Genomic DNA, 26,073 nt, shown 5'->3' with positions numbered 1-26,073 from the left:
TGCTACTGGACCTTCTCGGTTCCATTAGGCGTCGTCACTTGCGTCGGCCCTCCACCGTTCCCAGACGGTGACGGGTTGCGATCGGTAGCCTCCGGAGGGCGGCCACTACCATCGGCCGCGTTGTTGTCGAAGGTACCAGGACCCGAGGGCTGAGCATTGATCGGGTCATTCTTCGTAGCGGTTGCAGGCTGAACATCGGAATCGACGCTCTCACCCCAAATCTCGACGCCGCCCCATACCATCAGCGCGAGGACAAGGCTGCAGACCAGCACCACGAAGACTGGTTTGCCGTAGCTTCCTTGCCGAGCTTCGCTCGCGGTTTCTGTGATCTTATCAGTCTGTCTGCCGTTGAACTGTGACATTGCGGATCTCCTGAACTTCAATAACCGCCGACGATTGGTAGGATTTCACCTGTGATGTAACTCGACATCTGCGGGGACGCGAGGAACACATAGGCGGGTGCAATCTCCTCCGGTTGCGCCGCGCGTTTCATGACCGCCCCGCTGCCAAATTTCGCGACATCCTCGGCCTGCTTGTCGGAGGGATTGAGTGGAGTCCAGACTGGCCCAGGCGCGACGGCGTTTACTCGGATGCCCTTCGGCACGAGCTGACTCGACAACGCTTTGGTGAAAGCGTGAATGCCACCCTTCGTCATCGAGTAATCGAGGAGCTCCTTGGACCCTTCGAGGCCAGTCACCGAACCAGTATTGATGATGGCGGAACCGTTGGACAGATGCGGGATCGCGGCCTTGGCCATATAGAAGTAGCCGTAGAGGTTCGTCTTCAGGGTCTCGTCGAAGTGTTCGTCGGTCAGATCTTCGATATCCGTGGTGTGGACCTGGAATGCGGCGTTGTTCACCAGGATGTCGAGCTTCGAGAATTGCATCTTCGTCTTCTCGACTGCCTTGCGGCAGAAGGCGGGATCCTTCACATCGCCGCGAATGATGAGACACTTGCGCCCTTCCTTTTCCACCGCGGACTTGGTTACCTCAGCGTCCTCGGTCTCGTCGAGATGAACAATGGCGACATCGGCGCCTTCCCGGGCGAAGAGGATTGCGACCGAACGTCCGATGCCGGAGTCCCCACCTGTGATGAGTCCGACCTTGTCCTTCAGCTTCTCGGAGCCTTTGTAAAACGGCGCGTCGTACATAGGCGCCAGCGGAAGGTCTGCCTCGGATCCGGGTTTGTCCTGATGGACGGCCGGAAACGGGGGCTCTGGATATCGACGAGCGCCCGCCTGCATGGCTCCGTCCGGCTTCGACTTCTTCTTCTCGTCGGCCTTCTTTACCTGCTGCTGGATCTCTCGCTGTTTTTTGGATGTGGCTTCTGACGACATGAGACGATCTCCTTGCTGTTGGAGGCCTAACGTCGGCCGAGGCAAAAGGTTTGCGTTCTTGAAAGAATTCGAGCGCACACGAAAACCTTGTCAAGGCAGCCTGCTGGAGACATCGACCACGCCCCCCGAATTGGCTTCCGTGAGCGTCTGTCGACCGCCCTGCCTGCGCAAAACGGGCGTCTTTTGCCCGGACATCGCTCCCCAAAGCCAAGCTGTTGGCTGGGACGGGGGCGCTTCCGTTAGAGCGCGGTATTTTGCGACGAGTCCAACGCGATTTCGGTACGGCGGTTGAAGCGTGGTGGTTGACCTGGCTGGCGTCGCCCGCTGGCCCTCCACAAAGGCATCGTCCCGGATCCGAAGGTGGCAACCTCCATCATCAATTCCCCAGCGTGATTGACGGATCCTTCATAATGAAACTCCGGGGAAGCAGCCATGCGTACCGAGATGGCTACTCAGCCCTCGCCGTTGAACTCGACTGTGACTTTCCCGTCATCCCTTTTATGACTCGAGTTCCTAGATGCCGTAATGGGCCGGCGTCTCACGAGTAGCCAGTTAGGTGGCTGTCCCTCAGAATGATGATGTTTTGGAACGAGGTCCGAGCGATCGGTCTCAAGCATCATGAGAGGAACAGCCATGGAGTATTATGCAGGAATTGACGTCTCGCTGAAAGAGAGCAGCGTGTGCGTGGTCGACGCGACGGGCAAGTTGGTTCGCGAGGCCAGGGTGGGCAGCGAGCCAGAATGCCTGGTCGGGTATTTTGCTCAACTGGAGTTTCCGGTAGAGCGCATTGGCCTTGAAGCGGGGCCTTTGTCCCAATGGCTATACGCGGCTCTCGCTGCTGCGGGTCATGAGGTGGTTTTGCTGGAAACACGACATGTGAAGGCGGCGCTTTCGGCGATGACGGTGAAGACAGATCGCAAGGATGCACGGGGGATCGCGCAACTTCTGCGCATGGGATGGTATCGTCCGGTCCACGCGAAATCGTCGCCGGCGCAGGACACTCGGGCTCTGTTGGTGGGTCGCAAGCTTCTGCAGTCCAAGCTGCTCGACGTCGAGCTCAGCATACGGGGTATCCTGCGCGGCTATGGACTAAAGGTCGGCGAAGTGAGCCGAGGGCGTTTTGAGGTGCGCATCCGCGAACTGATTGCAGGGCATGCGACATTGTCGACGGTGATTGACGCGATGCTGACGGCGCGAGCAGTGTTGTGGAGCGAATTTGCGAAGCTGCACCGCGAGATGCTCAGGATCGCCCGCGCTGACAAAGTTTGCCAACGGCTGATGAGTGCGCCAGGTGTCGGTGCCTTGGTTGCGCTGACCTATCGCTCTGCCGTCGATGATCCTGCCCGGTTCCAAAAGTCCAGCACCGTGGGTGCCTACTTCGGGCTGACGCCGAAGAAATATCAATCCGGCGAAACTGATCGCGATGGCGGCGTCAGCAAGGTCGGCGACGCGATGGTGAGAACCGCATTGTTCGAGTCCGCGCACATAATGCTGACGCGGGCCACGCGCTTTTCCAGTCTGAAGCGCTGGGCGCTCGATGTGGCCAGGCGTCGCGGAATGAAGCGCGCGAAGGTTGCCCTTGCACGCAAACTCGGTGTCGTTCTTCACCGCATGTGGGTGGATGCGACGGACTTTCGCTGGAGCGCAAGCCCTATGGCGGCATGACGATCGATATGTGATTGATGCAGGCAAGTATAAGGCTTGCATCAGATGAGGTCCCGTCGCTGGGACGCAGGCTTGGCAAGGTCGTGTGTAGTGCTGTGATCGCTTCGGCGAAGCACGCTTCCTAGATTGACCTGTCGGCTTGTTGATCTGATGGCATAGTGTGGCGGCCTTCGTGCTGACCACGGACAGAAGCATGACCTCAGCGACGAGATATTCATTCAGAGGGACTTGACGCACAAAGGCCCATTACAGAAACATTACAGTTGCGCGTTTTGGTGAACTCTGAATCTATGGGTCTCCATGATTGGGAGGTCATGGATGGCAGGTGCGTCAATCGAGACGACGTTGGAACTTTTTGCATCGTCGCTGCGCGACGTGAAGGCTCGTATTCGAATTGTTTACGCAGGAGCGCGTTGCGGCTTCAGCGAACCTTTTCCTGGACGGCTTGCTGGGTGACGAGCGCCGCAAGACAGGCTGGATGCGCGCCGAGGCGGCCGGTGATTCCGGTCCCTGGCGGCAACAAGCTATTCTCGGTCGCGGACGCTGGGACATCGAAACCCGCTCATGGCATGGCTGGCACCGCCACGTTTCCCTCGTCATGCTGGCCTTCGCCATGATGGCGGTGATCCGGTATCGCGCCAATGACGCGACGCCCCCAAAAAGACCGCGGATTCCGACCATCAGGAGTTGATCCGCTGGTCTATCCAGGAAGTCCGGCGCATCGCCAATAAGCTCGCCCAGCGTCGCATAAAGCACGCCTACGTCATCGCATGGTCGTGTTGGAGACGCGCGCATCAGGCCGCCGCCAGGCGCGCGCATTTGGAAACAAAAATGCAACTGTAATGGTAGGCGGCAAGCGAGTTGTCGCCTAAGCACCAAAGAACCAGGTCAGCCGTTCGGTCGGATGACGACCTTCACGCAACCATCCTGCTTGTCCCGGAACGTTTGGTACGCCTCGGGACCTTCCTCCAGACCGATACGGTGTGTGATGAGGAACGAGGGATCGATTGCGCCCTCCTCAATCAGGTCCATCAGTGGCTTTAGATACCGCTGAACGTGTGTCTGGCCTGTCCTCAGCGTCAGTCCCTTGCCGACGACGGCGCCAAGTGGAGTGGGCACGGCAGGCCCGATGAACACGCCCGGCAGGGATACAACGCCGCCAGGACGGCAAGCCCTGATAGCCTGGCTCAATGCGTACGGACGTTCGGTAGAGGTAAGCTTGGTTTGCATCGTCTCCATGACACCGCCCGCGCCGTGGCTCTCCATGCCGACCGCCTCGATGACCGCATCAGGGCCCTTGCCGCCGGTTAATTCAAGGATGCGCTGTTGCAGGTCTTCGTCGGTGTAATCGAGCGCTTCGGCGCCGGATTGCCGGGCAAGCTCCAGCCGTTCCGGCACGGTGTCGATTGCGAGGACACGCTCCGCGCCGAGAAGGAAAGCGGACTTGATCGCGAAGAGACCGACAGGGCCGCAGCCGAACACGGCGATGGTCTGGCCCTGTTTGATATCGCAGTTTTCCGCCGCCATGTAGCCCGTCGGGAAGATATCCGACAGAAAGAGGACCTGCTCGTCGGAAAGTCCGTCCGGGACCTTGATCGGACCGACGTCCGCATAGGGTACGCGTAAATATTGCGCCTGCCCGCCGGGGAAACGACCGTATAGTTCGGAGTAGCCAAAGAGGCCCGCGGTCGGATAACCGACCTGCTTGGCCTGTTCGGCGCCGTTCGGGTTAGAGCGCTCGCAGAGGGAGAATTGGCCCCACTTGCACTGACGGCATTCGCCGCAGGATATTGTGAACGGAACCACGACGCGGTCCCCTACCTTCAGTTTCGAGTTGCCGCGGCCGACCTCGACCACTTCGCCCATCGTCTCATGGCCCATGACGTCGCCGGCATGCATTCCCGGCACGAAGCCGCCATAGAGATGGAGGTCGGAGCCGCAGATGGCGCAGCTCGTCACCTTGATGATTGCGTCGCGGTCGTGCTGAATGATCGGATCGTCGACTTCCTCACACCGGATGTCGCCGCTGCCGTGCCAGGTAAGTGCTTTCATGTCTTTTGTCCTTTGGATTGAGTTTCGATGATGCTGGCGGGTTACGGCTGCCACCGCCACCCGCCGCGCCGTAGACCTGCCCCGTCGCGTAGCTGGCCCGAGGATCGGCAAGTTGGACGTGGATCGATGCGAGTTCGGCGGGCTGTCCCGGGCGGTCCATTGGCGCGTCGCCCCCGAACTTCTCGAGCTTTTCCATTGTCGCGCCGCCGCTGACCTGAAGCGGCGTCCGGACGGCAGCCATCGCCTATGCCCGCGAGGGCGCGGGCGTTGCCATCAACTACCTTCCCGACGAAGAGCACGAGCGTCGCGCTCGCCGCGGAAAATATTGATCGTCGGCTGATCGGAAATTTAGATTGAAATGTCATCTTGATCCCGTCGGCATGTGGGCGGACATGCCCAACTCGCTAACCTCTACCGCGGGGTGTTGTTCCCGCTAAATCAAATCGTGGCAGGAATTGCCGTGGCGGAGGGAACAGAGGTTCAGGACGCTGCCGGCCCCAAGGGCGCCTCCGATGGAAGAGGCTCCGGTCTTTCAAAGAAGAGGCGGAAACGGTCGAAAAAAGTGGGACGGCAGCTTGCTAAACCATGATCTTGTAAAATGGGATTTTTGTCCCACTCGGGGTTAAGCAGATGATTTTCTTGGAATTCGGCAGACCCTCAAAGTATGCTCTCGCCAAGCCTTCGATCCCAGGGCCTCCCAGTATGAGATCGCTGCGGACAGATCGCGCGCTGGGCTGCCATTTCGTTAGCCATGGCGAGAAACCGGCAAAACCACCATGTTCACCATCCCTGTCGCGTCCGGTTAGCACGCTCGCGATCTCGAATTCGGAAATGCGGACCTGGCCCTGATGTTCCCCCAACCCCCCGTGTACGCTAAGGTACAAAGCATGCAAGATGGGTCGGATCTTGCCTGAGAATTGGAACCTCCAGCTGCCCGACGTGTTTTCAAACGTCATTTCATAGGAGGACACGATGGCTACCACCAAGACCAACACGAAGACACTTGATGATTTGTTCCTTGATACGCTGAAGGATATCTACTTCGCCGAGAAGCAGATTTTAAAAGCTCTACCAAAGATGGCCCGCGCTGCACAGTCCGAAGAAGGCAAGGCGGGTTTCCTTCAGCATCGAGATGAGACGCAGGGTCAGATCGAACGCCTGGAACAGGTTTTCGAACTCCTTGGCAAGCCCGCCCGTGGCAAGACGTGCGAAGCGATCCAGGGGATCATCTCCGAAGGCGAGGAAATCATGGAAGAGTTCAAGGGTTCCCCTGCCCTTGACGCAGGATTGATTTCATCGGCTCAGGCTGTCGAACACTACGAGATCGCTCGTTACGGCACGCTTATAGCCTGGGCGACCCAGCTTGGCATGAAGGATGCAATCCCGCTGCTCCAGGCAAACCTCGAAGAAGAGGAAGCGACGGATCAGAAACTAACGCGGCTTGCCGAGGCGGCGGCGAACGCCAAGGCCACGAAAGCAGCCTAACGCTTGGTCAGGGCTGCCCCAAAAGGGGCAGCCCTATCGTATGTCGGCCAGTAGCCGTCCTCCGTGATGTTCATTGGGATCGGCGAAAGTCTCGATAACGCTTCCACCGTAAACTCCACCTGCAGCATGAATGCCCGCATCGGGCTAGGCATAGCGATGCCAGTGAGTTTCTCGCGTGCTAGAAAACGGCCCACGCCCGCCTCCCGCAGACGCCTTTCCCCCTCGGCCGCGATCGACGCATTCTTGCTTTGAGCGACAGACTTGGTTTCGGTTAGGCCACCTTCGATTACCCTGAACATCCCATTGCCCTGATTACGTTTTGCAGCCTATCTCAAAACTTACCGCGATTCCTGGCAAGTCTTCCGACATTCAGCGGTAATAACTTTCATGCCGCGTGACAAATTCGCGACAACACTCGTCTCTGATAGCAGGAGCAAGAATCGGCCACGGGCTAGCTTTTGGTCTGAAGGATACGAATGCGTTACGCTGTGGTCGATATTGATCGCCGGAGCAAGGCAACTTGGGTTGTTGTACACCGACCCATTTATCGAAGACGGCGGCGCGGGGCCGAAAGTCATGATTGGAAAGCTGCCGAGGCTGTTCGCGTTGAGCCAATTGTCCTTGGCATCGAAGTTCCAATGTCGGTGCCCACCAAAGGCGACATCCGAGCAACGATCCAACAGCTCCCTGGCGAGGCAGGCCATGGAACGCGGGGGGCGGGCCTAGTGTCACGGCGATGGCCCTGGCCCTGGTGCTCGCGATCTTGGATGGGTTCGCATCAAACCCGCCAGGTCTCAGTGCTTGCAGGGTTGGGCTCCGAGACCTCAAAGTCTCGGCGACATACTCGTGTTTGAAGCATTCGCCGCCCTGGCGCGTCTGATGGGCACGGCGGATGACGCGACTTGCCGCTTACGCAGCACGGGAACGACTGGCCGGGGTCGATGTAACCAGCGCTCTTGGTCCGGAATCGTGCATGAGCATGCTCGGTGCCGTACTCATACATGCCGATCTTTCCGACAACCTTGAAGAGCTTCGTCGGCAATGCCTTGTGGTAAGGCTCTCCAAAACAAGAAGGCCCCCGACCGCTACTTAGCGCTTACCGCCCGAGCCGTCCTAGCATCTCACCGTCCCAAGTTCATTACCAAAACTGACCTTGACAACGCGCCCGGGCAAGGCGGTCGGAAGTTAACCCTGCGAGCGCCGGTCAGAGACAGCTTACTTCTCCCGAGGTTCCCTATGTCGAACTCGATCGAAGTCATCATCGTTCTTTCCGTCGTCGCTGTCCCTGTATTTGAAGCTATCGAGTCTCCGCTGCCCCACTTTGTCCGATTCTTAGGAACTGATGTGGGAACCGTCAGCGACCTTCTTGGTTTGCGTTGGAGCAAAACCGGAGATTGATATGACCGAAGAAGCACGTCGCCCGACGCCACCCTACCCCAAGCAGCATCAGGAACCGCCAGGCAAGACCGAGGCGATGCAACCGGTTCCTGACCACGGTGAGCAGTCATACAAGGGCAGCGGCAGGCTTGAGGGTAAGGTCGCCCTGATCACCGGCGCGGACTCAGGCATCGGCAAGGCGGTGGCAATCGCGTTTGCTCGCGAAGGAGCAGATGTCGTGATTTCCTACTTGAGCGAAGACGACGATGCCGCTGATACTGTGAAGTGGGTTGAGCAGGCAGGCCGTCGAGCAATTGCCGCCCCGGGCGATATCACCTATGAGGAGCATTGCCAGGAACTCGTCCAACGAGCTGTCCGCGAGTTGGGAGGCATCGACGTTCTCGTCAACAATGCCGCCTTCCAGCGAACCTATTCCGACATATCGGAAATACCCGTCGAGGAATGGGACCGGACGTTCCGCACGAACATCTACGCACCTTTCTTCCTGTCAAAGGCGGCAATCCCGTACATGCGTCCAGGAAGCTCGATCATCAACACGACGTCGATCCAGTCGCGGCAGCCCTCACCGCCGCTGCTGGCCTACGCGTCCACGAAGGGCGCGATCTCAAACTTCACGGCGGGTCTCGCTGAAATGGTTGCCGAGAAGGGTATCCGAGTAAACGCGGTTGCACCCGGGCCGATTTGGACACCGCTCATCCCGTCGACGATGCCAGCGGAAAAGGCTGCCAAGTTCGGCCAGCAGACCCTGATCGGTCGCGCGGGGCAACCGGCTGAGTTAGCTGGGGCTTACGTTCTGCTGGCTTCAGAACTCGGCAGTTACATGACCGGCGCCGTGGTCCCGGTGACGGGTGGCGAGATCATGATCTAGGACGTGGACTCGCAAACTGAATTGATCCAAATTCGTGTCGCAACGAGTTTCAGTGCAGCAAGGTAATTGTCAGGGCGACGGTCGTAGCGCGTGGCCAGGCCCCGCATGTGTTTGATACGATTGAAGAACCTCTCCACTTGGTTTCGCTGCCTATAGACCCAGCGACTGAAGCTGAAGCTCTGCTTCCGATTTATCTTTGTTGGGATGTTAGCCCAAGCCTTGCGGCCTTTCACAAACGCTCGGATCGCATCCGTGTCATACGCTTTATCTGCAAGTAGCGTCGTGCCTGGTTCGATGTCAGATATCAGCCTCTCAGCGACCGGAGCATCCGCTGCCTGGCCTGCTGTCAGCTCCATTCGTAACGGTCGGCCATCCGCATCGACCATGGCATGGATTTTGGTCGTCAGGCCGCCGCGCGAACGTCCCATGCAAGGATCGGTAGAGCCCCCTTTTTTGCGTTGGCACCATGCTGGTGAACGCGCACACACGACGAGTCGATCATAACTATATCGCCGTCGTAACGCCTTGATACCGCTTCAAGAAGTCGGTCCCAAACGCCGGCTTTACGCCAGCGCGAGAACCGATTGTAAAGTGTAGTACGAGGGCCGTAGCGCTCAGGGATATCCCGCCAAGAGCAGCCAGTTCTGAAACGCCACAAAATGCCATTGATCACCCGGCGGTCATCAACACGTTCGACACCACGGCTCTTATTCGGCAAAAGTGGTGCGATAATCGCCCACTCTTCATCGCTAAGTTCATGACGGCGCATATCAATCTCCTTCCAAGGACATTGAATCATCATCCTGACTAAAGCGAAACCCTTTAATGGGGACGCGACCTAGTGCTCTTCGTCGGCTTGGCTCACCACCGATTGGCAAACACCAAGTATGCGGGTCGTGCGAGTTGGCTTGCTTTTGAGATTGCGCCCAGCTTCATTGTTGAGGTGGCATGCGAGGGCCTGGCCTGTGCAGGGCCGGGCCTTCGCCGCGGGGCGGTAACCACTCACACTGTCCTGATTGCAGCTTTCCGAAGCCGTTGATCTGCATCTGGACCGCGATTAGGCTCAGTTGGATCAAACCATTCCCAGCCAAACTTCGACATGAACGTGTACGCTTACGGCCGGGTTGCAAAACAGTGGATCCTGCAGAGGGCCTTCGTGGGTTAAGGACAGGGCCTCGGCGCAGTGCGGCTTAATAACCGGTTGCAGAAGAGTGCCTGCTCTTCCGATATATTGGCATTGGAGACGTCCATGCGAAGCACGATTTGATGAGAAATCAGCAAGAGCGGTTCGGTTGAGCGTATCTTGGCAGCTATGGGAGACGTGGCTGTCAGCAGCCAGACCCTCGACAAGCTGAAGGCCAAGCGACCGGTGGTTCTTTATCAAGGCGAGTAGCATTGTTCCGTGGTTGGACGGATGATGGCAATCTGCGCCACGCTTCATTACAACGGCCTTCGGGAGGTCCAGGATAGCACTGCGATCTTCGAGATTGATGGCATCGCTTAGAGGAGATGCATCTCTCCAGCGCCGTCGGCACTGGCGCCGTTTAGCCGCGCGCCGCTGAATAATGCGGGAAACGAGCCAAGCACGGGGAGCTTAAATGCGTTAAGAGATGACCGCGTCCTTGCGCGGCCACCTCAAATCAACTGATTAAAATCTTTACATCACCAGCCTGTCGCGGAGTTCCAAGCGCGTCCTTTTGATGCGGCGTCGGCCTTTTCCAGCCCTTGCTTAATTCGATCATCGGAAAATGGCTTACCAATTATGTCGACCGCGCCATCCAGGCCATGCCCCACGTCACCCGGAGATCCCGTAACGAAGACCACGCTTACTCCAAAACGGTCCGTGAGACGACGGGCAAGGGCTGCTCCACTCATGCCGTCGGCGAGCCCCAGATCCACTAACGCCACATCAACGCGGGGTGCGTGAGCAAGAGCCTGCTCCACGGTAGTGACAGGCCCAACTGCTGTGTGCCCCACTTCGGCAACAATTCGCTCAAGCTCCAAGGCAATAAGCGCTTCGTCCTCGACTATTAAAACTCGCATGACACTCTCCTAAAAAAGCAACTATTTAAATCGCCCTCTGTGAAGTTCGAGGATTTTCACATGTTATTGAAGGCTGCCTTCCCTTGGCTGACCGAGACGAGAGGACTGTACAATTCTCCCGCGATGGACGTTGACGATGGAGCGGATCGGCCCTCTGAACCACGACATCAAGAGGGCGTCACTCAATTTTTCCGCTAAGACCAATCAGTGGAGGACCGCCCCGACCGGGTATCGTGCATGACGGCACTGAAACGCAGTCAGCAGGCCTAGCGCACGCAGGACCACGCTCTCGGTTAGGATGATATCCGTCACAGCAAGTTCGCCCGCCGCTGAAGACATCGCGCTTCTGACGGATCGCAGTATCATCCCAAGGGCATCGTCGCCCTTTTCCGTCGCTACATCCGCATTACTTTCAATTGCCGTGGCAAGCAGCTCAATGATTGCCGGCGCTCCGGTACGGTCATGTATCTGACGTCAAGTGTTGAAGCGATCATGATTGCCCTCCGTGGTTCCGCCTTCGAATAAAACATAGACTACGCGATAAAGCCCCGTTCGAGCCCAAGCGTACGGTGGCGAACAATGAGCTTACCACTCCAGGGACGCGGGGACGCGCGCGGCATGCCTGCCAGTCATCGACCATGCCGGGGACCTTGCCGCACCTGCGCCAGCAGTTCGGCTTTCAGGCGGCTTGGGCCGCGGGGGGGGGGCGGGTTTCCGTTGCCTTAGATGTCGATTTGGGTCCGGGGGAACCGGCAGTTCTTGCCGACAACTTTGAGCTTCCAGTGATCCGTGGAAGCGTCGATGACGGCAAACGCGAAATCCCCAGGTTGCCAGACCTTTTCAGTAGCCTCGAAGCTTCTGGATCACCAGCATTCAGCCGCGCGTCAATGATGGACAAATGCCAGTAACGGAAGAACTCGAATCTGTTGCTGGAACGGTGGTTGTGTCAAACTCGATCGCACACTTCAAGAATGCGCCCCCGCTCGGGCCCAACTCTGACCGTCCCACAACCCGAGCATCCATGACGCCTCTCCTGGAAACATGAAAACGTATCGACGCAGGCTGTGACGCAGCATCGTACGGCTCTTTTCCGGGGGCGGTGGCACGACGACAATCTAACCCTTAGTTGAGTGTAATGTAACTATCGTTTGCAGACTGGGAGACGTATCGCCGTGGGACGCAAGCAAACACTCGTGCAGCCGGAACCAGCCCTCCTTGTCGCCGACGCGTTATGGTAGCATTCGAGGCGCGGGAGCGCGAGACGACAAGACGTTTGGGCCACGGCGGATGCTTGGAGGCGATCCATCCTCCAGCAACAGTCCGGCGCCGCTATACCTCGCTTCGCTTCAGCAGGTAGTCCAAGCCACCTGCCCGATACCAGCGAAACCCATAGGGCTCTAGCACCATGTGATGCTCGTAAGTTCCCGTTGCCTGGCTGTCGTGTCCGTCGAGAATGTCAATCAACATTCCCGGATTGCCCTCATTGTTGAGGCTGAAACTGATTTCGACGGGCTTGTCGTGGAAATTATGGATGATGACGACGACGTTTTCGCGCCATTCGTACCGCATGATCAGAACACCTGGATCCTGGCAGTCGATCACGGTGCAAGTGCCCCATCCGATCTCTGGAGCTTCCTTGCGCATTCTTATCATTCGCTCGGTCCAGTTCAGCATCGAGTCACTATCACGGCGCTGAAAAGCCACGTTCACATTCTCGTACCCGTATGGACCCTGTGAAATCAGCGGTAATACGGGTTTCTGACCTTTCGTGAAGCCACCTTGGGGCTCGTTTGACCACTGCATTGGAGTACGCGCGCAGTTACGCTCGGGCAGCGATAAGTCATCGCCCATGCCAATCTCATCGCCGTAGCGAAGAACCGGTGTGCCGGGCAACGAGTACATGAGGCTGTAGGCGAGCTTGAGACGACGGATGTCTCCTCCCAGCATCGGAGCTAGGCGCCTGCGAATTCCGCGATCGTATAGCTGCATGTCCTTGTCTGGCCCAAAGGCGGAGAAGACTGCTTCCCTTTCATTCTTTGATAGCCGCCCAAGATCAAGTTCGTCATGGTTGCGTAGAAATATGCCCCATTGGCCAGTACGCGGGAGCTTCTCCGTGTCCCGCATTGCCTTTGCAAGCGGACGGGTGTCCGCGCTCGCCAGCGCATAGAAGAGTGACTGGTTAACGTGGAAATTGAACATCATCTGCAGGCGCTCGCCGTCGTGCCCGAAGTACTGCATATTTTCCCTCGGGACGACGTTGGCTTCCGCCAGGATGATGCTATCACCCTTTCGCCACTGAAGAAATTCGCGAAAAGCGCGCAGCATGTCGAAGTATTCCTTGGGCTTTTTCACGTCCGCGCCCTTTTCGGCGATTACGAAAGGCACGGCGTCCATTCGAAACCCGGAAACCCCGAGTTGGATCCAGAAGCCCATGATTTTAAGGATCTCGGCCTGAACAAGCGGGTTGGCGGTATTAAGGTCAGGCTGGAAATCGTAGAAGCGGTGGAAGTAATATTCGCCGGAATGCGTGTCGCGCGTCCAAGTGGATTTTTGTACACCGGGGAAGACCATGCCCTCGCTTGCGTTTTTCGGCTTTGTCCTGGACCAGACATACCAGTCCCGGTACTTTGAGGTTTTGTCAGCCCTGGCCTCCTTGAACCAGGGATGTTCGTCTGAGGTATGGTTGACAACAAGGTCGATGAGAACTCGGATTCCGCGCTGCTTTGCGCCATGCGTGAACTCGACGAAATCCCCCAAGGTCCCGTAGCGCGGATCAACGTTATAATAGTCGGAGACGTCGTAGCCGTCATCGCGACCAGGCGATGCCTGGAATGGCATCAACCAAATCGCGGTGACGCCAAGCCCAGCCAAGTAGTCCAAGCGACGTTGCAGGCCTTGGAAATCGCCGATTCCGTCTCCGTTGGAATCCATGAACGTCTCCACCGATAGGCAGTAGACGACCGCGTTCTTGTACCAAAGGTCGTTGATCAAGGCGTTGCTCCCATCAGCAGATTGATATGGTGGTGGAAGGCATCGGCAACGGAAAGGTTCCAGGGTGTGAGCTGCCCGCGAGATTTTGGCAGCGGTTTCGACGAGGTTCTGGGAGCCGGTGTAGTTGCCGCTACATACCAGGGACGTGCAATCTCCCGCGGACCTTGACCCTCGTGCGTCCTTCAGGGCCGACCGATGCCTTATCTTCGCGCAACAATCTGTTGGGCTCTTCCCACGCCGAACAGGAGCGCCAGGAGTAAACTGGGCGAAGACTTCGCGTCACCGCGGGTGCCACGTCATGGGAGGCAGAACACGTGAAGAGTGAAACCACCTCGCGGTTTGCGTGGAAGCGTGATCGGCGGGCGTCGAAGTCGATGACATCTCGAGTCCCACCACTTGAAATTAGAGACGATGGCGATAGTTATGTCCGCTAACGTACAAAGCTCGCGCTAAGTCTCGGGAGCATACTCTTTCAGAGAAGCGAGCCCCGCATGCCCACGGACCAGATAGTCGTGCTCGTCGTGGACGACGAGCTTATTCTTCGCCTGTCGATCTCGGCCGAGTTGGAAGACGAGGGTTTCGTCGTGTTTGAAGCTGGCACGGCGGACGAGGCGATAGCGACCCTCGAGCGGCATCCGGAAATCCGGCTCGTGTTCACGGACGTGGACATGCCAGGAAGCATGGACGGGCTGAAACTCGCAGCGTTCGTACGCGATCGTTGGCCGCCGATCAAAATCATCGTGACGTCAGGCTACCGCCAGCCGGAAATTGGCCAGCTTCCGCAGGGCTCGCCCTTCTTGACAAAGCCTTATGCTTCCACCGACGTCGCGACTATGATCCGTGGGCTATTAATGGGTTGACACGGGCTTGGCCGTAGAAAGGCCATCAAGCCATCAAGCCATCAAGCCATCAAGCCATCAAGCCATCAAGCCGCTATTCGCGCTGGTCATGCGTCGTCGATGTGACCCGCGTTTTCAGTGAACTCTCGTTCCTTGGCTATCCGCACGTCAACGGACATCTTTTCGCTCTTGTATGGTCCGAGTGACCCGGTGGCGCCGTCGTTGTTCCATTCCACCCAATGACCCTTGTCATCGGATCGAACGACTACGGATAGTGAGTGCTTCTCTTCTGACATGACTAGGTCCCCTACTGTCGTTACCACAGCTGGAATGATGGCAATGCGCCGCTGGAATTCGCGATCGAAGCTAGCTCAGCGAGTTTGATCCCTGGCCTCGTCACGCGCGATCCGCGCTTCGCGAAGCCGTTGAGTCTTAGCTTGTCGCGCCTGTTCCTCGGTCTGAAGTTCCTCGACGGCTTGACCGTGTGCGAAGAATTGGGATTGGACGCGGTCGAATGCGGCTTCGGCCTGCTGCCTGGACTTGCTGTGGGTCATGAAACCTCCTTGGGTTTCGGGGCTATGAAGCGAAAAGGCCGGACAACATTGCCCGGCCCTTCAAACGCGCTGCCCCATTGCCAGTACATCCGTGGTCAATGGGGCGGCCCGTTCAATCATGCAGCTTGCAGGTTGCAGGCAGACATCTTGCCGGACTTGGCGTCGCGCTCGAGATCATAGCCGATCTTCTGGCCCTCGACGATTTCGCGCATTCCCGCACGCTCGACGGCGGAGATATGGACGAACGCATCAGCGCCGCCGTTATCCGGCTGAATGAAGCCGAAGCCCTTTGTGGAATTGAACCATTTTACTGTGCCCGTGGTCATAATGAACCCTTTCAAAGCATAGAGTGAGGGACCGCGGAAGCAAGGCTTCGCGGACGGTGATACGACTATTTTTGAGAGAGAAGGTTCGAATAGAGCGCGGTGCCAATCGCGCGGTAGACAAAGCTCGGCAAGCAAAAGATCGATGAAGTCATAGATAGAGGCTTTACGCCGAAAGTCAACCGATAGTTTTCCAGGGGCCGGTCGCTTCTCTTTTCGGATTTGGCCTCGATTGATGGTGTGGATGGCTCCTTCTTCCGCCGGCGTATTCCGGCATGGTTTCGGTGTCATTGCCTGAAGCAAAGGAGCGATCCATGTCAGAACTTGCCACAGTCGGTATCGACCTCGCAAAGAGCGTCTTCCAGATCCATGGTGTAGACGAAACGGTCTGGTCCTTGTGCGGCGGCAGCTTCGCCGCAGCCAATTGCTTGCGTTTTTCCAGAACCATCCCCGGTGCCTCATCGGCATGGAGGCTTGCGCTGGTGCTCATGACTGGGCACGCAAGCTTCAGTAACTGGGACATGATGTCCGGCTGATGCCGCCATCGTAATGTAAAGCCCTACGTCGCGGAAAGACCGACGCCGCGGACGCGGCCGCCATCTGCGAGGCTGTGACGCGGTCCTCGATGCGGTTCGTCGCCATCAAGAGCGAGGCCTGCTCGTGGGTAATGGTTCTTCACCGCACGCGGGACTTTCTGGTTCGCCAGCGCACGCAGATCGGCAATGCGATCCGAGCGCATATGACAGAATTCGGCATCATAGCCGCGAAGGGCGTGCAAAATGTCGAGCGGCTGAAGGAACAAGTGGATCAATTACCGCAAGCGGTTCGGATGCCCTTGATCTTACTATTAGACCAACTGTCCGAGACGAACACGCGGATCGAGCGGCTGACCGACGAGATCGAAGAGACCCATTCGCAAAGCGAGACAAGTCAGCGTCTGGCGACGATCCCCGGTGTGGGGGTACTGTCGGCGACGATTATCGCGGCAACGACCTCTGATGTCGACAATTTCGACTGCGCGAGGGATTATGCCGCTTGGCTCGGCCTCGCGCCCAAGCCTCATTCTACCGGAGGCAAGCAAAGAGTGGGCGCTGTATCGAAGATGGGTAATCGGTACATCCGGCGCCTGCTGTATCTCGGCGCCATGGCGCAGATCATGCTCCGACGTCGGCTCAAGCGGGAGCCAGGAGCGGACTGGCTGTCGGGCATGCTCATGCGCAAGAAGACGAAGATTGTCGCGATTGCCTTGGCGCATCGCATGGCACGAATGATTTTTGCCGTCCTCGGGGACGGGTCTCGATACGAGCCGCGGGTCGCCTGACGGCTCCTGGAATGGTCAGGGCAACGTGAGGTGATGGCAAACAAGCGGAGAAGAAGAACCAGGACACCCCGATGAATCCGAAGCTCTTCGATTGAGTGGGACCTGTTCTCCAAGCGGATATTCATCAGGGCTCGCAGCGGTCTCGCTGCATATCAGACGCCGTATACATGGCCGCAACCGACCTATTTACCGGAACCGATCTTGTCCTTTGCTCGCAGGAGCCATCCATACAGGGATTAAGGTCGGCGCCGATGCGATCGCTGTATCTCTTACGCGAGTTACCAACGCTATCCTATATCGGTCGTACGAAGAGATGACCCTATATTTTCATTCGGCACGAGGTTTCGAGACTGACAGGCACACGCACGGCTGCCGGCTTAGGGGTTGTGCCCTTCCGTCGGCCGAGCAAGGCGAGACATGACGTGATGGTCTTGCGACTATTTCCGGGCCCGAGCGTCCACAACAACCTGGAATTAGGGGCGGCCGAGGACAGCCGAATTCGCATCAATAACTACGGTTGCCTACAACATGTGACGGTTTCGGGGAATGCGATCCGCCCCGATTTCTCGACGGGCCACTTCTCTCGAAACCTGGAAACAGGAGAGGCCGCGCCCGGAGGTTTACCTTTTACGTTTTCGATCCAAGGATGGTGGAGGATCTGCTGGATCGAGGAGCCGTGGACGAATGGCGCGAGGAGGATGCGGTGACAAAGGCCGAAAAACGCAGACAGGCGGCCTACAAGGCAAAGCTTCCTCTGTCGCTTGAGCAAGTTAGGGAAGCTCTGAAATCGGCGAGTGAGAAGACGGATGACGCGCGGCCACGAAGCTGCGCGGATGGGAGGAATTCGATCTCGATGGCTTGCTCCATTGACGGAGTTGGATTGATAAACCTCGTATCCCGGAACACATCGGCGTTGGAGACGTTTTCTAGAAAATTGTCGAGGTTTTGATCATGAGAAGCTTGATCATGAAAACCATAGCGATCGTCATCACCGCGCTGTTGGCGACTTCTCCCGCGGTCGCGATCTCACGCCTGAGCCCGCTCAAGATGACGTGCGAACAGGCGCGCGCAACCGTCCACAACCAAGGCGCCGTGATTTTTCGCTGGTCGTCGCCCAGGGGACTTCCGCTGTATGACCGCTTCGTGCGGAACAGCCGCTATTGCGACGCGAACGAGTATGCCGAATGGAAGCGGATTCCGACGCGCGACCAATCATGCCCGGTTTTGTTTTGCGAGAACCTTGATCGTCTGGACGGCGACTTTATTATCCCGGACAACTCGCTCTGACGGGGTCGAACGCGCGTGCCCCACAAGGGCTTTTGTTGACGGGCTACGATCCACACATCATTCCGGGCCAACTCGCGGATATCGTGAGGCTCAAAAGCCGATCACGCTCCGCGATATCGTTGATGCGGTGAACAAAGCTCTGAATGGCCCGCAGCGATAGCCCCGACCACTCATTCAGCGTCTGGCGGGGCGCGCCAGCCTAGGCTGCTGGCCGAAGCCACCCGCGTCAGTCCGCCAAGCCGCCCGCGCGAAACCGCCGATCAGATAAGATCCCGCGCCGCGCCCTCGCGCGCCCTCGTAATCCCGCAGCACTGCAACGCATCACGAAACACCGCTTCGACCTGATTGGCTGCCGGTGTCAACACTGGCGGCGGCGGCTAGAAGAGCTTCAAGAAATGGCAGGCGGTCTTCAAACCCGGTCTTCAAGTCAAACAGAATCCGCTTGCCCTTAGCGGTTGCTCTCGCTAACTTTTTCCACTCCGCCAGTATCGCTGCGCTAGCGCGCTCATGAAATTCGACCGCGGCGCCGTCTGGCCCCACTCGCAGCGACGCGATGCCGAGAAGACCTGCCCACGCTCGAATACGAGCCGTTCGAAGCAACGCCGCCACTGGGTGGGGGAGGTCACCGAAGCGATCCAAGATTTCCTCCTCCAACTCTTCAAACTCTTCCTTCACCCTCATCTTCGACAGACGTGTGTAAAAGCCTAGTCTCACGGTTGGATCCGGGACGAAATCGGAGGGAATGAAGCCGGTTACGCCGACCTCGAAATCAGGAAGATCAGGGAAAGCGGCTTTTCCGCCGCGAAGCGAGCTGACCGCCTTTGCGAGAAGCTCCTGGTAGAGACCAGTTCCGAGAACCTTTATGTGTCCCGCCTGTTCCTCGCCCACCACGCTACCGCCGCCACGCAGTTCAAGGTCATTCATCGCCACGTCGGCTCCCGATCCCAGACGATCGAACTTGAGCAGTAAGGATAGGCGCTGACGACTATCATCGCTTTCCTTCTCACCTGGCTCGGTCAGCATGTAGGCGAGCCCTTGCGATCGGCCCCTTCCAACGCGGCCCCGCAACTGGTGAAGCTGCGCCAGGCCGAATTGATCGGAACGCCAGACAAAAATCGTGTTCGCGCGAGGGACATCGAGACCGCTTTCAACGATATTGGTTGACAGCAGAATGTCGGCCTCGCCTTCTGAAAAGCGGACAACCGCGTCATCCATCTTGTCCACCGACATCTTGCCATGCGCCACCAGGACCGAGAGTTCCGGCGCTATCTCCGCGAGCATTGCCTGGAGCGGATCGATGTCGGCGACCCGTGGGGCGACGAAAAAGGACTGCCCGCCACGACGTCTCTCGCGCAGCAAGGCCGCGCGGATCGTTGCCGCGTCGATTTGGAGGATCGAGGTCCTGATGGGGCGGCGCCGAGATGGTGCGGTGGTAAGCAGGCTCACGTCTTGAACGCCGATGAGAGCGGATTGCAATGTGCGCGGGATAGGCGTCGCGGACAGCGCCAGGACGTGGACGTTCGGCGAAAGCGCTCGCATGGCGGCCTTGTCAGCGGCGCCGAAACGATGCTCCTCGTCGATGACGACCAGTCCCAGTCTCTGGAAGCTCACGTTCTTTCCAAGGATTGCGTGGGTCGCGATAACAATATCGACGGTCCCTGCACTTATCTCATCGCGCGTGCGCGTGACCTCGTCGTTCCTCACCGCGCGAGACAGCAGGCCGACCGAGAGCCCAGACTTCTCAAATCGCTTCTTGAACACGTCATGATGTTGTCTGGCCAGAACAGTTGTAGGCGCCACGACCGTCACCTGCAGATTGGACATCGCGACGGCCGCCGCTGCTCTCAGGGCGATCTCGGTCTTTCCGAACCCGACATCCCCGCAAATCAGGCGATCCATGGGACGGCCACTCGCCATGTCGGCGAGACATTCATCTATCGCGCTCATTTGATCGGTGGTGAGACCGTAGGGGAAGCGCGCGCAGAATTTCCGATACTCGTCTTGCGGCGGCACTATCGGTTTCGTTTTAGTTTCCGAACGTCGACGGGCAACGTCAACGAGATGCTTGGCCGCGGACCGGATATCCCGCTGGAGGTCATTTCGCTTGCGTGCCCATCCATTTGTATTGGGCCGGTCCAGGGTAACGGATGAGGCTTCGGCGCCGTATCGCCAAAGGAGGCCAAAATCCTTCATCGGAACGATGATCGAGGCGCCCCCGTGATACTCAAGCCGCGCGGAGTCAAATTCCACGCCTTCGACAACGGTGGTTTCGATCGCCCGCAAGATCGCGACCCCATGTTCCTCATGGACAACAACATCCCCGATCTGGAGATCCGGCGCCCGCAGCGTCGACCGGGTAAGGTCGCGTTGGTCGCCGATGGGCGGCCCAAGAATGTCCTGGCAAGCCACAACAACAAGATTTCGTCCACGATCCACATACCCTTCCGTCCACGGGATCCTTCCGCTTCGAACGCTCGATCCCGTCTCCAACAGCTCTTGCCAGGTCGTGGCTGGCACGACGTTCGTGTTCAGCGATTTGCTCACCCGATCCGTCAATCGGCTCAACTGGGGTTCGTCTCCCACTATCGCGAGATGGGTGCCATTTGTGGCAACATTGTTGACAAGCTCGGTTAGAGCTCCGAACCCTTTCCGACCCGCTTCCAGCGGCAGGTATCCATCCGTATCAAGAAGTGACCAGCCGGGCCCCGAGCGCGCGTCGTCCCAAGATTCGCGATCGAGGTAGAGTGAGCGCTGCGTCAAGGGCGCCCCGGAGGATATTCGCGCGTCCTCCATGATGTCGAGATACTCGTCCACTCTCCGGTCGACGTCGTCCTCGATAAGGAAGGTGGCGGGTTTCAGCACGTCAAAGACTGTTTCGAGCGCGCTGTAATTTCTCAACATCCGTGTGTATACGGCCTGGCCATCGGAGGGTTCGTCGAGCTCGCCAGGGGCAAGGATTATTTCTGAAGCTGGTCCGAACAGCATCTCTTGGACACTCGCTTGCGTGCGCTGTGTCGCCGGATCGTAAAACCAGAGTTCCTCGACGATGCCGTCCTCGTTCAGATAGCATCGCATGGGGAGGTCGCCGCCGGCGGGAAATATATCAACGACGCCGTTAAGGATAGCGACCTCACCTGGTTCATCGACAACACCGTCCACCGCGTAGCCTGTCCGCGAAAGGAAGGCTTCAAACAACGACAGATCAAACCGGCCGCCGACAGCGACTTCGAAGCATGCAGACTGGATGACGTCCGCGGGTGGAATTCGCTGAAGCAAGGCTTCAAGTGATGTCACACACAATCGTCCGCCCGGCCGCGTCGCCAGCCACTCGCGCAAGGCATCCATTCTCATTCCCATTGAAGCTCGCGATGGCGGTACCCTATCAAATGGAAGACAGTCCCACGCGGGAAGATAAAAGAGTTTGCTCCCGAGCGAGAGGCATTCGCACGCCTCGATGATGCGCTTCGCACGTCCGTCCGAGCGTGCGACGAAGACGATGTCGTCGCCGTGCTCAGCGCCGACCTGGCGCGCGAGCTCGCTAGCGATAAATGATGAATTCGCGGCGCTATGTTGGTTTTGAGGGGCTACTGGCATCGATCCTTACCATGTATCTTGGAGGCGGGCGAAAAGGCGATAGTCAACGATGATCACGCGGCTAGGTTCCGGATGGATGGATGCTGGTTGCTTTCGCGAGATCGCGCCATGGGACAGAGCCTTTTGCCCCGGCATGCCCTGTCTACTCCCGCAAGCGGGCGCGTGGCGCGTGGCGGGAGTGGCCATGGACCGTGGGATACGTCTTCCAAACCCCGGCCACGGATTCCATCCCGGACACTGGCTATCCGCGCCCGCGGCTCCTGGATTTTGGCACCGATCTGGCCTCGCTGTTCGCTCAGACGCCTGCACCGGTCCCGGACGAGTTTCCAATGGCGGCGCCGAGGCAACAAAGCCCGCTTTCGATCGTTAATCCAAAGGTGAAAGGGAGGACGTTCATGTCTAACGTGTCAAAAGCAGGTGGCGACGACCACAACAATGCCACAACTCGCAACACATTCGGTTCCTCAGTCGAGAGCCAGGCGCAGATTTCGGACGCGGCGGCCGCGGGAGCATCGGGGGGTGAAGCGGAAAAGCTTTCAATATATCGGCTGGAGCCAATCGCGGCACCGGGTGATCCGCGGTGGGTGAACTCGCCCGGCCACGGGGTCGTCATGGTCGCGGCCCGAACGTCGGGGGACGCTAGGATCGTGGCCGCGAGTCGCGAACTCGACTTCATGGAAGTGGATGCCGCGCCCGCTGAGGATGTGACGACCTTCAACGCAAGCGCTTTTCGCGACGATAAGCTCTACACCGTGATCGAGGTCGAGCGAGGGCGGACCGATATCGCCCGCGGAGTGATCAAGGGCGAGATCTCGGTTGATACCATCAGGCCGGTGCAACCAGACTGAGACGCGGTTCGCAACCTCGCTCATCCATGCCAGAAGCAACACGGGATCGGAAGATGTAGATGTCGGTCCCGTCAGTGTCCAACATATGCCGAAGGCGGGAGGCGCCCCCACCGAACGCAAGTGCGCGATATCAGGCGCCCTCCCCCCGGAGAGGCTCGATCGGATAAGCGCTACCTACGGCCAAGCTCGGAAGCCTGCTTCACGGGGGCTCGGCGGCGGAAAATCCGTACCGTCATTGGAAGCTGAATTCGGGTCGTGGCGGCTTTTTGCTCGAGGAGGCCCGCATATTCAATCTGATCAACGAGACCGCGATATAAGGTTGATAAGCTCAAGGCGGGTCGTGGGTTCAGACATGAACGCCATTTCATTGCGCGGATCTCGACGCGCGAACTTGATTAGCCCCGACGTCACGATGATCCGAATGCTCGGCCACCGGCTCCGCACGGTGGCGACGAGTCCCAGCCCGTCCATCGATCCGGGCATGTCAGTGTCCGCGAACAGCATGTCGACGATGTTGGTCTCAAGAAGAACAAGTGCCTCGGCAGCGTTGGCGGCTTCAAGCGTTCGGAAGCCGGCTCTGTCCAGGAAGTCCACCGTGTCGTGGCGTATCCGCGGCTCGTCCTCGACAATCAGAATGTTTCTGTTTTTGGCACCGCTCCGGTTGTCTTGGCAAGCAAATTCGCCACGCAGTTTTACGAGGACCTCGCGCCCATCACTTGATGCGCGCGTCGCCTCCAATAAATCGTACTCGGCGGATGCCTGATCCCAGTGATATTTATCCTGTCCGAAGGGCCGGCCGGCCTCCTCCCACAAAGCATAGGCACGCCTGACGATCCATTCGCCACGATTTTCCATTCCAACCTCCCCATGATCCGGATTGCGCGAACTATTAGCCAAACCTCCTCGATCGAAGCAGCTCCGGCCTGGACAGAGCCGAACCCGCGTTTCCATCGACGGCCTTCGTTTGTCTCTCGGCGGCTCAAACCTCGTTAATGTCGCGAGGTTCCCGTCGCGAACATGGCGAAGCGACATTCTCGTGAGATATTGATTTGATGCTGATCGATTGGCGCGCGAGCCGACAGCTGGCGATGGTGACCGGTGCCCGACGAGGCTAGGCCTGCTCCGACCCGCAACACCCACGTACGCCCCCGCTTGAAGCGATTTAGCGCGGTAACGGGAACGAACACTCACGCTTGGAGTTTCAAAATGGAAAAATTCCTTCGAGGGCTGACATGACGAATTCTCACGGCGGTAAGCAAATTGTAGCCGGCGACTGGACGCGTCTCGGCGCGAACTTCGATGGCGATGGAGTGAACTTCGCGATATTCAGTGCGCACGCCGAGCGCGTCGAGCTGTGCCTATTCGACGAGACGGGAATAATAGAGACCGACCGCATCGTGCTTCCGGAATTCACGAACGAGGTTTGGCACGGCTACGTGCCGGGTCTGAAGCCCAGAGCACTTTACGCGTACAGGGTCCACGGGCCTTACGACCCGGAGAGCGGCCATCGTTTCAACCCGAACAAGTTGCTGATCGATCCATATGCGCGCGAGCTGGTGGGGGACGTCGAATGGAGCCAAGCGCAGTTCGCGTATAAGTTGGACGCAGAGGAAAAGGACATGTCGTTCGATGAGACCGACAGCGCCCAGTCAATGCCTAAATGCCGCGTGATTGACCCGTCCAGTTACGACTGGCAAGGGGACACGAAGCCGCGGGTTGCCTGGTCGAACACGATCTTCTACGAGACCCACGTGAAAGGGTTCACCAAGCTCCACCCCGCCGTTCCCGAGGAGCTGCGCGGATCCTTCGAAGGATTGGGGCACCGAGAGGTCGTGGACTACATCCGCAACCTCGGGGTCACGTCCGTCGAGCTTCTCCCCGTCCACTGGTTTCCAGATGACGCGCACCTACTCGACAAGGGTCTTAAAAACTATTGGGGATACAATTCCCTAGGCTTCTTCGCGCCAGCTGCCCGTTACTACGGCCCGAAGGGCATTGTTGGCTTCCGGGACATGGTCCGCGCCTTCCATGACGCCGGCGTCGAGGTTATTCTCGACGTGGTCTACAACCATACCGCTGAAGGCAACGAACTCGGTCCCACGCTGTCGTTCAAGGGGATCGACAACTTTTCCTATTACCGCACGATGCCCGAGCAACCTCGCTACTACATCAACGACACAGGAACTGGAAACACTGTTAACACCTCCCATCCTCGCGTCCTGCAGTTGATAACCGACAGCCTCCGATATTGGGCTGAAGAGATGCATGTGGATGGCTTCCGTTTTGATCTCGGTACGATCCTCGGCCGTGAACCGGAAGGCTTTGATCAACGAGGCGGATTTTTTGACGCGGTCGGGCAGGACCCCGTTCTGTCTCGATTGAAGCTTATCGGGGAGCCGTGGGACATCGGTCCAGGGGGGTATCAGGTTGGTGGCTTTCCGCCGGGGTGGGCCGAATGGAATGACAAGTATCGGGATACGGCGCGCGATTACTGGAAGGACACCGATGGCACCACGGGGGATTTCGCGGCGCGTGTGCTTGGGTCTGGAGACGTGTACGACCTTCGTGGTCGCAGACCGTGGGCCAGTGTGAATTTCATTACGGCGCATGATGGTTTCACGTTGAATGACGTCGTTTCCTACGATGAGAAGCACAATGACGATAATGGCGAAGACAACAAGGATGGTCATGGCGACAACCGAAGCCATAATCACGGCGTCGAGGGTCCAACGGATGACCAAGACGTGATAGATGTTCGAGAACGACAAAAGCGCAACTTCCTCGCAACCCTGTTCCTATCCCATGGCACGCCTATGCTGCTCGCTGGCGACGAATTCGGTCGCAGCCAGATGGGCAACAACAATGGTTATTGCCAAGACAGCGAGCTTAGTTGGGTCCATTGGGAAAACCTCCCGGTCTCCGCCGATAGCCTTCGGGGCTTCGTGAAGAGGTTGATCAGCCTGCGTCAGTCCAATCGAATTCTTCGGCGGGAGAGCTGGCGCGATGGCACCCTGGTGACGTGGCTTAATCCAGGCGGCGGCGAACAGACGCAAGAGCATTGGGCCGATCAAGGGAGCACGACCATAGGCTTGCGTCTGACGGCAAGTTCGGACACGGAAGGGATGAATGACGTCATCATTCTGTTCAACCCGCATGATGGTGACGTGGAGTTCAGCCTGCCCGAGAGTTCGGGCAAGGGCTGGGTGGTTACTTTGACGACCGCCGATCCGATCATTGGGGAACAAGATATCGGCGAGACGGAGTCCTATCTACTCTCTCCGCGCAGCCTTGTGCTGCTATCCGCCAAGGGGTGAACCCGGCAATAAGGGTGAGTGATTGGTTGACGGATGGAAACCACAATGGCCGTCAGCATGTTACGCCCTGTTCTCGCCTAAGCTTTACCGGTGACGGTTTAGCATCCTTGATCCCCTACGCCAGCGAAGATAAGGGAACTATTGCTCGAAGCAAA

General features: G+C 58.2%; 18 protein-coding genes and 6 pseudogenes. 12 read left to right on the top strand and 12 right to left on the bottom strand.

The features are described from left to right. Nucleotides 1–2: 2 nt before the first annotated feature. Both ACVTFQ_RS26735 and ACVTFQ_RS26730 read right to left on the bottom strand, forming a co-directional pair. Nucleotides 3–362: a hypothetical protein gene (locus tag ACVTFQ_RS26735; RefSeq protein WP_113201248.1), complete on the bottom strand. Its 360-nt coding sequence runs from the start codon at nt 360–362 to the stop codon at nt 3–5. Between the two features lie 17 nt (nt 363–379). Beyond that, nucleotides 380–1,336: an SDR family oxidoreductase gene (locus tag ACVTFQ_RS26730; RefSeq protein WP_111564482.1), complete on the bottom strand. Its 957-nt coding sequence runs from the start codon at nt 1,334–1,336 to the stop codon at nt 380–382. A gap of 633 nt (nt 1,337–1,969) precedes the next feature. On the opposite strand from ACVTFQ_RS26730, the gene ACVTFQ_RS26725 reads away from it, so the two are divergent. The 3 genes and pseudogenes from ACVTFQ_RS26725 to ACVTFQ_RS26715 all read left to right on the top strand — a co-directional run. Next, on the top strand, nt 1,970–3,001 hold the full coding sequence (locus ACVTFQ_RS26725) for an IS110 family RNA-guided transposase (RefSeq protein WP_112949825.1): 1,032 nt from the start codon (nt 1,970–1,972) through the stop codon (nt 2,999–3,001). Between the two features lie 300 nt (nt 3,002–3,301). Next, nucleotides 3,302–3,557, top strand: a pseudogene (locus ACVTFQ_RS26720) (IS701 family transposase); the annotation flags it as partial. Continuing rightward, a pseudogene (locus ACVTFQ_RS26715) lies at nt 3,555–3,692 on the top strand (IS701 family transposase); the annotation flags it as partial. The pseudogenes ACVTFQ_RS26720 and ACVTFQ_RS26715, both read left to right, overlap by 3 nt. A 197-nt stretch (nt 3,693–3,889) precedes the next feature. Here ACVTFQ_RS26715 and ACVTFQ_RS26710 read toward each other — a convergent pair. Continuing rightward, nucleotides 3,890–5,053, bottom strand: a complete 1,164-nt coding sequence (locus ACVTFQ_RS26710; RefSeq protein ID WP_111564481.1) for a zinc-dependent alcohol dehydrogenase — start codon at nt 5,051–5,053, stop codon at nt 3,890–3,892. 49 nt (nt 5,054–5,102) lie between these two features. Beyond that, a pseudogene (locus ACVTFQ_RS26705) lies at nt 5,103–5,282 on the bottom strand (SDR family oxidoreductase); the annotation flags it as partial. Here ACVTFQ_RS26705 and ACVTFQ_RS26700 point away from each other — a divergent pair. The 4 genes and pseudogenes from ACVTFQ_RS26700 to ACVTFQ_RS26685 form a co-directional block, all read left to right on the top strand. Next, a pseudogene (locus ACVTFQ_RS26700) lies at nt 5,272–5,361 on the top strand (NAD(P)-dependent dehydrogenase); the annotation flags it as partial. The pseudogenes ACVTFQ_RS26705 and ACVTFQ_RS26700 overlap by 11 nt on opposite strands. 664 nt (nt 5,362–6,025) lie before the next feature. Next, nucleotides 6,026–6,538 (top strand): YciE/YciF ferroxidase family protein, encoded by a 513-nt coding sequence (locus ACVTFQ_RS26695; protein WP_111564479.1) that lies wholly within the window; start codon nt 6,026–6,028, stop codon nt 6,536–6,538. A gap of 1,236 nt (nt 6,539–7,774) precedes the next feature. Continuing rightward, nucleotides 7,775–7,936 carry a hypothetical protein gene (locus ACVTFQ_RS26690; RefSeq protein WP_470424247.1) on the top strand — a complete coding sequence of 54 codons (162 nt, stop codon included), beginning with the start codon at nt 7,775–7,777 and terminating at the stop codon, nt 7,934–7,936. 1 nt (nt 7,937) lies between these two features. After that, nucleotides 7,938–8,804 carry an SDR family oxidoreductase gene (locus ACVTFQ_RS26685; RefSeq protein ID WP_162718026.1) on the top strand — a complete coding sequence of 289 codons (867 nt, stop codon included), beginning with the start codon at nt 7,938–7,940 and terminating at the stop codon, nt 8,802–8,804. On the opposite strand, the pseudogene ACVTFQ_RS26680 reads toward ACVTFQ_RS26685, so the two are convergent. The 3 genes and pseudogenes from ACVTFQ_RS26680 to ACVTFQ_RS26670 all read right to left on the bottom strand — a co-directional run bounded on the left by ACVTFQ_RS26680 (nt 8,801) and on the right by ACVTFQ_RS26670 (nt 13,838). Further along, a pseudogene (locus ACVTFQ_RS26680) lies at nt 8,801–9,573 on the bottom strand (IS5 family transposase). The gene ACVTFQ_RS26685 and the pseudogene ACVTFQ_RS26680 overlap by 4 nt on opposite strands. A gap of 893 nt (nt 9,574–10,466) precedes the next feature. Continuing rightward, nucleotides 10,467–10,847 carry a response regulator gene (locus tag ACVTFQ_RS26675; protein ID WP_111565444.1) on the bottom strand — a complete coding sequence of 127 codons (381 nt, stop codon included), beginning with the start codon at nt 10,845–10,847 and terminating at the stop codon, nt 10,467–10,469. Nucleotides 10,848–12,176: 1,329 nt separating this feature from the next. Then, a complete protein-coding gene (locus ACVTFQ_RS26670; RefSeq protein ID WP_112989279.1) occupies nt 12,177–13,838 on the bottom strand; it encodes an alpha-amylase family protein in 1,662 nt (553 codons plus the stop codon). A 491-nt stretch (nt 13,839–14,329) separates the two neighbouring features. Here ACVTFQ_RS26670 and ACVTFQ_RS26665 point away from each other — a divergent pair, with 491 nt between their 5' ends. Beyond that, nucleotides 14,330–14,698 (top strand): response regulator, encoded by a 369-nt coding sequence (locus tag ACVTFQ_RS26665; protein ID WP_111565447.1) that lies wholly within the window; start codon nt 14,330–14,332, stop codon nt 14,696–14,698. An 86-nt stretch (nt 14,699–14,784) separates the two neighbouring features. Here the strand turns inward: ACVTFQ_RS26665 and ACVTFQ_RS26660 are convergent, their stop codons facing one another. The 3 genes from ACVTFQ_RS26660 to ACVTFQ_RS26650 all read right to left on the bottom strand — a co-directional run bounded on the left by ACVTFQ_RS26660 (nt 14,785) and on the right by ACVTFQ_RS26650 (nt 15,557). Further along, nucleotides 14,785–14,973, bottom strand: coding sequence for a hypothetical protein (locus ACVTFQ_RS26660; RefSeq protein WP_111565446.1), 189 nt, complete (start codon nt 14,971–14,973; stop codon nt 14,785–14,787). 75 nt (nt 14,974–15,048) lie between these two features. Then, nucleotides 15,049–15,231: a hypothetical protein gene (locus ACVTFQ_RS26655; protein WP_111564812.1), complete on the bottom strand. Its 183-nt coding sequence runs from the start codon at nt 15,229–15,231 to the stop codon at nt 15,049–15,051. A gap of 116 nt (nt 15,232–15,347) precedes the next feature. Further along, nucleotides 15,348–15,557: a cold-shock protein gene (locus tag ACVTFQ_RS26650; protein WP_047514662.1), complete on the bottom strand. Its 210-nt coding sequence runs from the start codon at nt 15,555–15,557 to the stop codon at nt 15,348–15,350. A 311-nt stretch (nt 15,558–15,868) separates the two neighbouring features. Between ACVTFQ_RS26650 and ACVTFQ_RS26645 the strand changes: the two are divergent. Continuing rightward, a pseudogene (locus ACVTFQ_RS26645) lies at nt 15,869–16,875 on the top strand (IS110 family RNA-guided transposase). Between the two features lie 966 nt (nt 16,876–17,841). Beyond that, complete coding sequence (locus ACVTFQ_RS26640) at nt 17,842–18,162, top strand: hypothetical protein (RefSeq protein ID WP_283193700.1); 321 nt, start codon at nt 17,842–17,844, stop codon at nt 18,160–18,162. A 321-nt stretch (nt 18,163–18,483) separates the two neighbouring features. Here the strand turns inward: ACVTFQ_RS26640 and ACVTFQ_RS26635 are convergent, their stop codons facing one another. After that, nucleotides 18,484–21,507, bottom strand: coding sequence for a DEAD/DEAH box helicase (locus ACVTFQ_RS26635; protein ID WP_470424246.1), 3,024 nt, complete (start codon nt 21,505–21,507; stop codon nt 18,484–18,486). 644 nt (nt 21,508–22,151) lie between these two features. Between ACVTFQ_RS26635 and ACVTFQ_RS26630 the strand changes: the two genes are divergently transcribed. After that, nucleotides 22,152–22,604 (top strand): hypothetical protein, encoded by a 453-nt coding sequence (locus tag ACVTFQ_RS26630; RefSeq protein ID WP_111564045.1) that lies wholly within the window; start codon nt 22,152–22,154, stop codon nt 22,602–22,604. A 297-nt stretch (nt 22,605–22,901) separates the two neighbouring features. Here the strand turns inward: ACVTFQ_RS26630 and ACVTFQ_RS26625 are convergent, their stop codons facing one another. Further along, on the bottom strand, nt 22,902–23,459 hold the full coding sequence (locus ACVTFQ_RS26625) for a response regulator (RefSeq protein ID WP_470424245.1): 558 nt from the start codon (nt 23,457–23,459) through the stop codon (nt 22,902–22,904). 377 nt (nt 23,460–23,836) lie between these two features. Between ACVTFQ_RS26625 and glgX the strand changes: the two genes are divergently transcribed. Then, nucleotides 23,837–25,918 carry a glycogen debranching protein GlgX gene (glgX, locus tag ACVTFQ_RS26620; RefSeq protein ID WP_470424244.1) on the top strand — a complete coding sequence of 694 codons (2,082 nt, stop codon included), beginning with the start codon at nt 23,837–23,839 and terminating at the stop codon, nt 25,916–25,918. Nucleotides 25,919–26,073 lie beyond the last annotated feature (155 nt).

This window comes from Rhizobium sp. O111 (assembly GCF_055616315.1).
The sequence above is the reverse complement of the archived record's forward strand: the minus strand, read 5'-3'. Positions and strand labels throughout refer to the sequence as shown.

Excerpts from the sequence above, each read along its gene's own strand:
- ACVTFQ_RS26630 (WP_111564045.1), top strand. The coding sequence starts at position 22,152 with ATGTCTAACGTGTCAAAAGCAGGTGGCGACGACCACAACAATGCCACA.
- ACVTFQ_RS26625 (WP_470424245.1), bottom strand. The coding sequence starts at position 23,459 with ATGGAAAATCGTGGCGAATGGATCGTCAGGCGTGCCTATGCTTTGTGG.
- ACVTFQ_RS26635 (WP_470424246.1), bottom strand. The coding sequence starts at position 21,507 with ATGGATGCCTTGCGCGAGTGGCTGGCGACGCGGCCGGGCGGACGATTG.
- ACVTFQ_RS26685 (WP_162718026.1), top strand. The coding sequence starts at position 7,938 with ATGACCGAAGAAGCACGTCGCCCGACGCCACCCTACCCCAAGCAGCAT.
- ACVTFQ_RS26650 (WP_047514662.1), bottom strand. The coding sequence starts at position 15,557 with ATGACCACGGGCACAGTAAAATGGTTCAATTCCACAAAGGGCTTCGGC.
- ACVTFQ_RS26655 (WP_111564812.1), bottom strand. The coding sequence starts at position 15,231 with ATGACCCACAGCAAGTCCAGGCAGCAGGCCGAAGCCGCATTCGACCGC.
- ACVTFQ_RS26660 (WP_111565446.1), bottom strand. The coding sequence starts at position 14,973 with ATGTCAGAAGAGAAGCACTCACTATCCGTAGTCGTTCGATCCGATGAC.
- ACVTFQ_RS26690 (WP_470424247.1), top strand. The coding sequence starts at position 7,775 with ATGTCGAACTCGATCGAAGTCATCATCGTTCTTTCCGTCGTCGCTGTC.
- ACVTFQ_RS26640 (WP_283193700.1), top strand. The coding sequence starts at position 17,842 with ATGAAAACCATAGCGATCGTCATCACCGCGCTGTTGGCGACTTCTCCC.
- ACVTFQ_RS26695 (WP_111564479.1), top strand. The coding sequence starts at position 6,026 with ATGGCTACCACCAAGACCAACACGAAGACACTTGATGATTTGTTCCTT.
- ACVTFQ_RS26710 (WP_111564481.1), bottom strand. The coding sequence starts at position 5,053 with ATGAAAGCACTTACCTGGCACGGCAGCGGCGACATCCGGTGTGAGGAA.
- ACVTFQ_RS26675 (WP_111565444.1), bottom strand. The coding sequence starts at position 10,847 with ATGCGAGTTTTAATAGTCGAGGACGAAGCGCTTATTGCCTTGGAGCTT.
- ACVTFQ_RS26725 (WP_112949825.1), top strand. The coding sequence starts at position 1,970 with ATGGAGTATTATGCAGGAATTGACGTCTCGCTGAAAGAGAGCAGCGTG.
- ACVTFQ_RS26730 (WP_111564482.1), bottom strand. The coding sequence starts at position 1,336 with ATGTCGTCAGAAGCCACATCCAAAAAACAGCGAGAGATCCAGCAGCAG.
- ACVTFQ_RS26665 (WP_111565447.1), top strand. The coding sequence starts at position 14,330 with ATGCCCACGGACCAGATAGTCGTGCTCGTCGTGGACGACGAGCTTATT.
- glgX (WP_470424244.1), top strand. The coding sequence starts at position 23,837 with ATGACGAATTCTCACGGCGGTAAGCAAATTGTAGCCGGCGACTGGACG.
- ACVTFQ_RS26735 (WP_113201248.1), bottom strand. The coding sequence starts at position 362 with ATGTCACAGTTCAACGGCAGACAGACTGATAAGATCACAGAAACCGCG.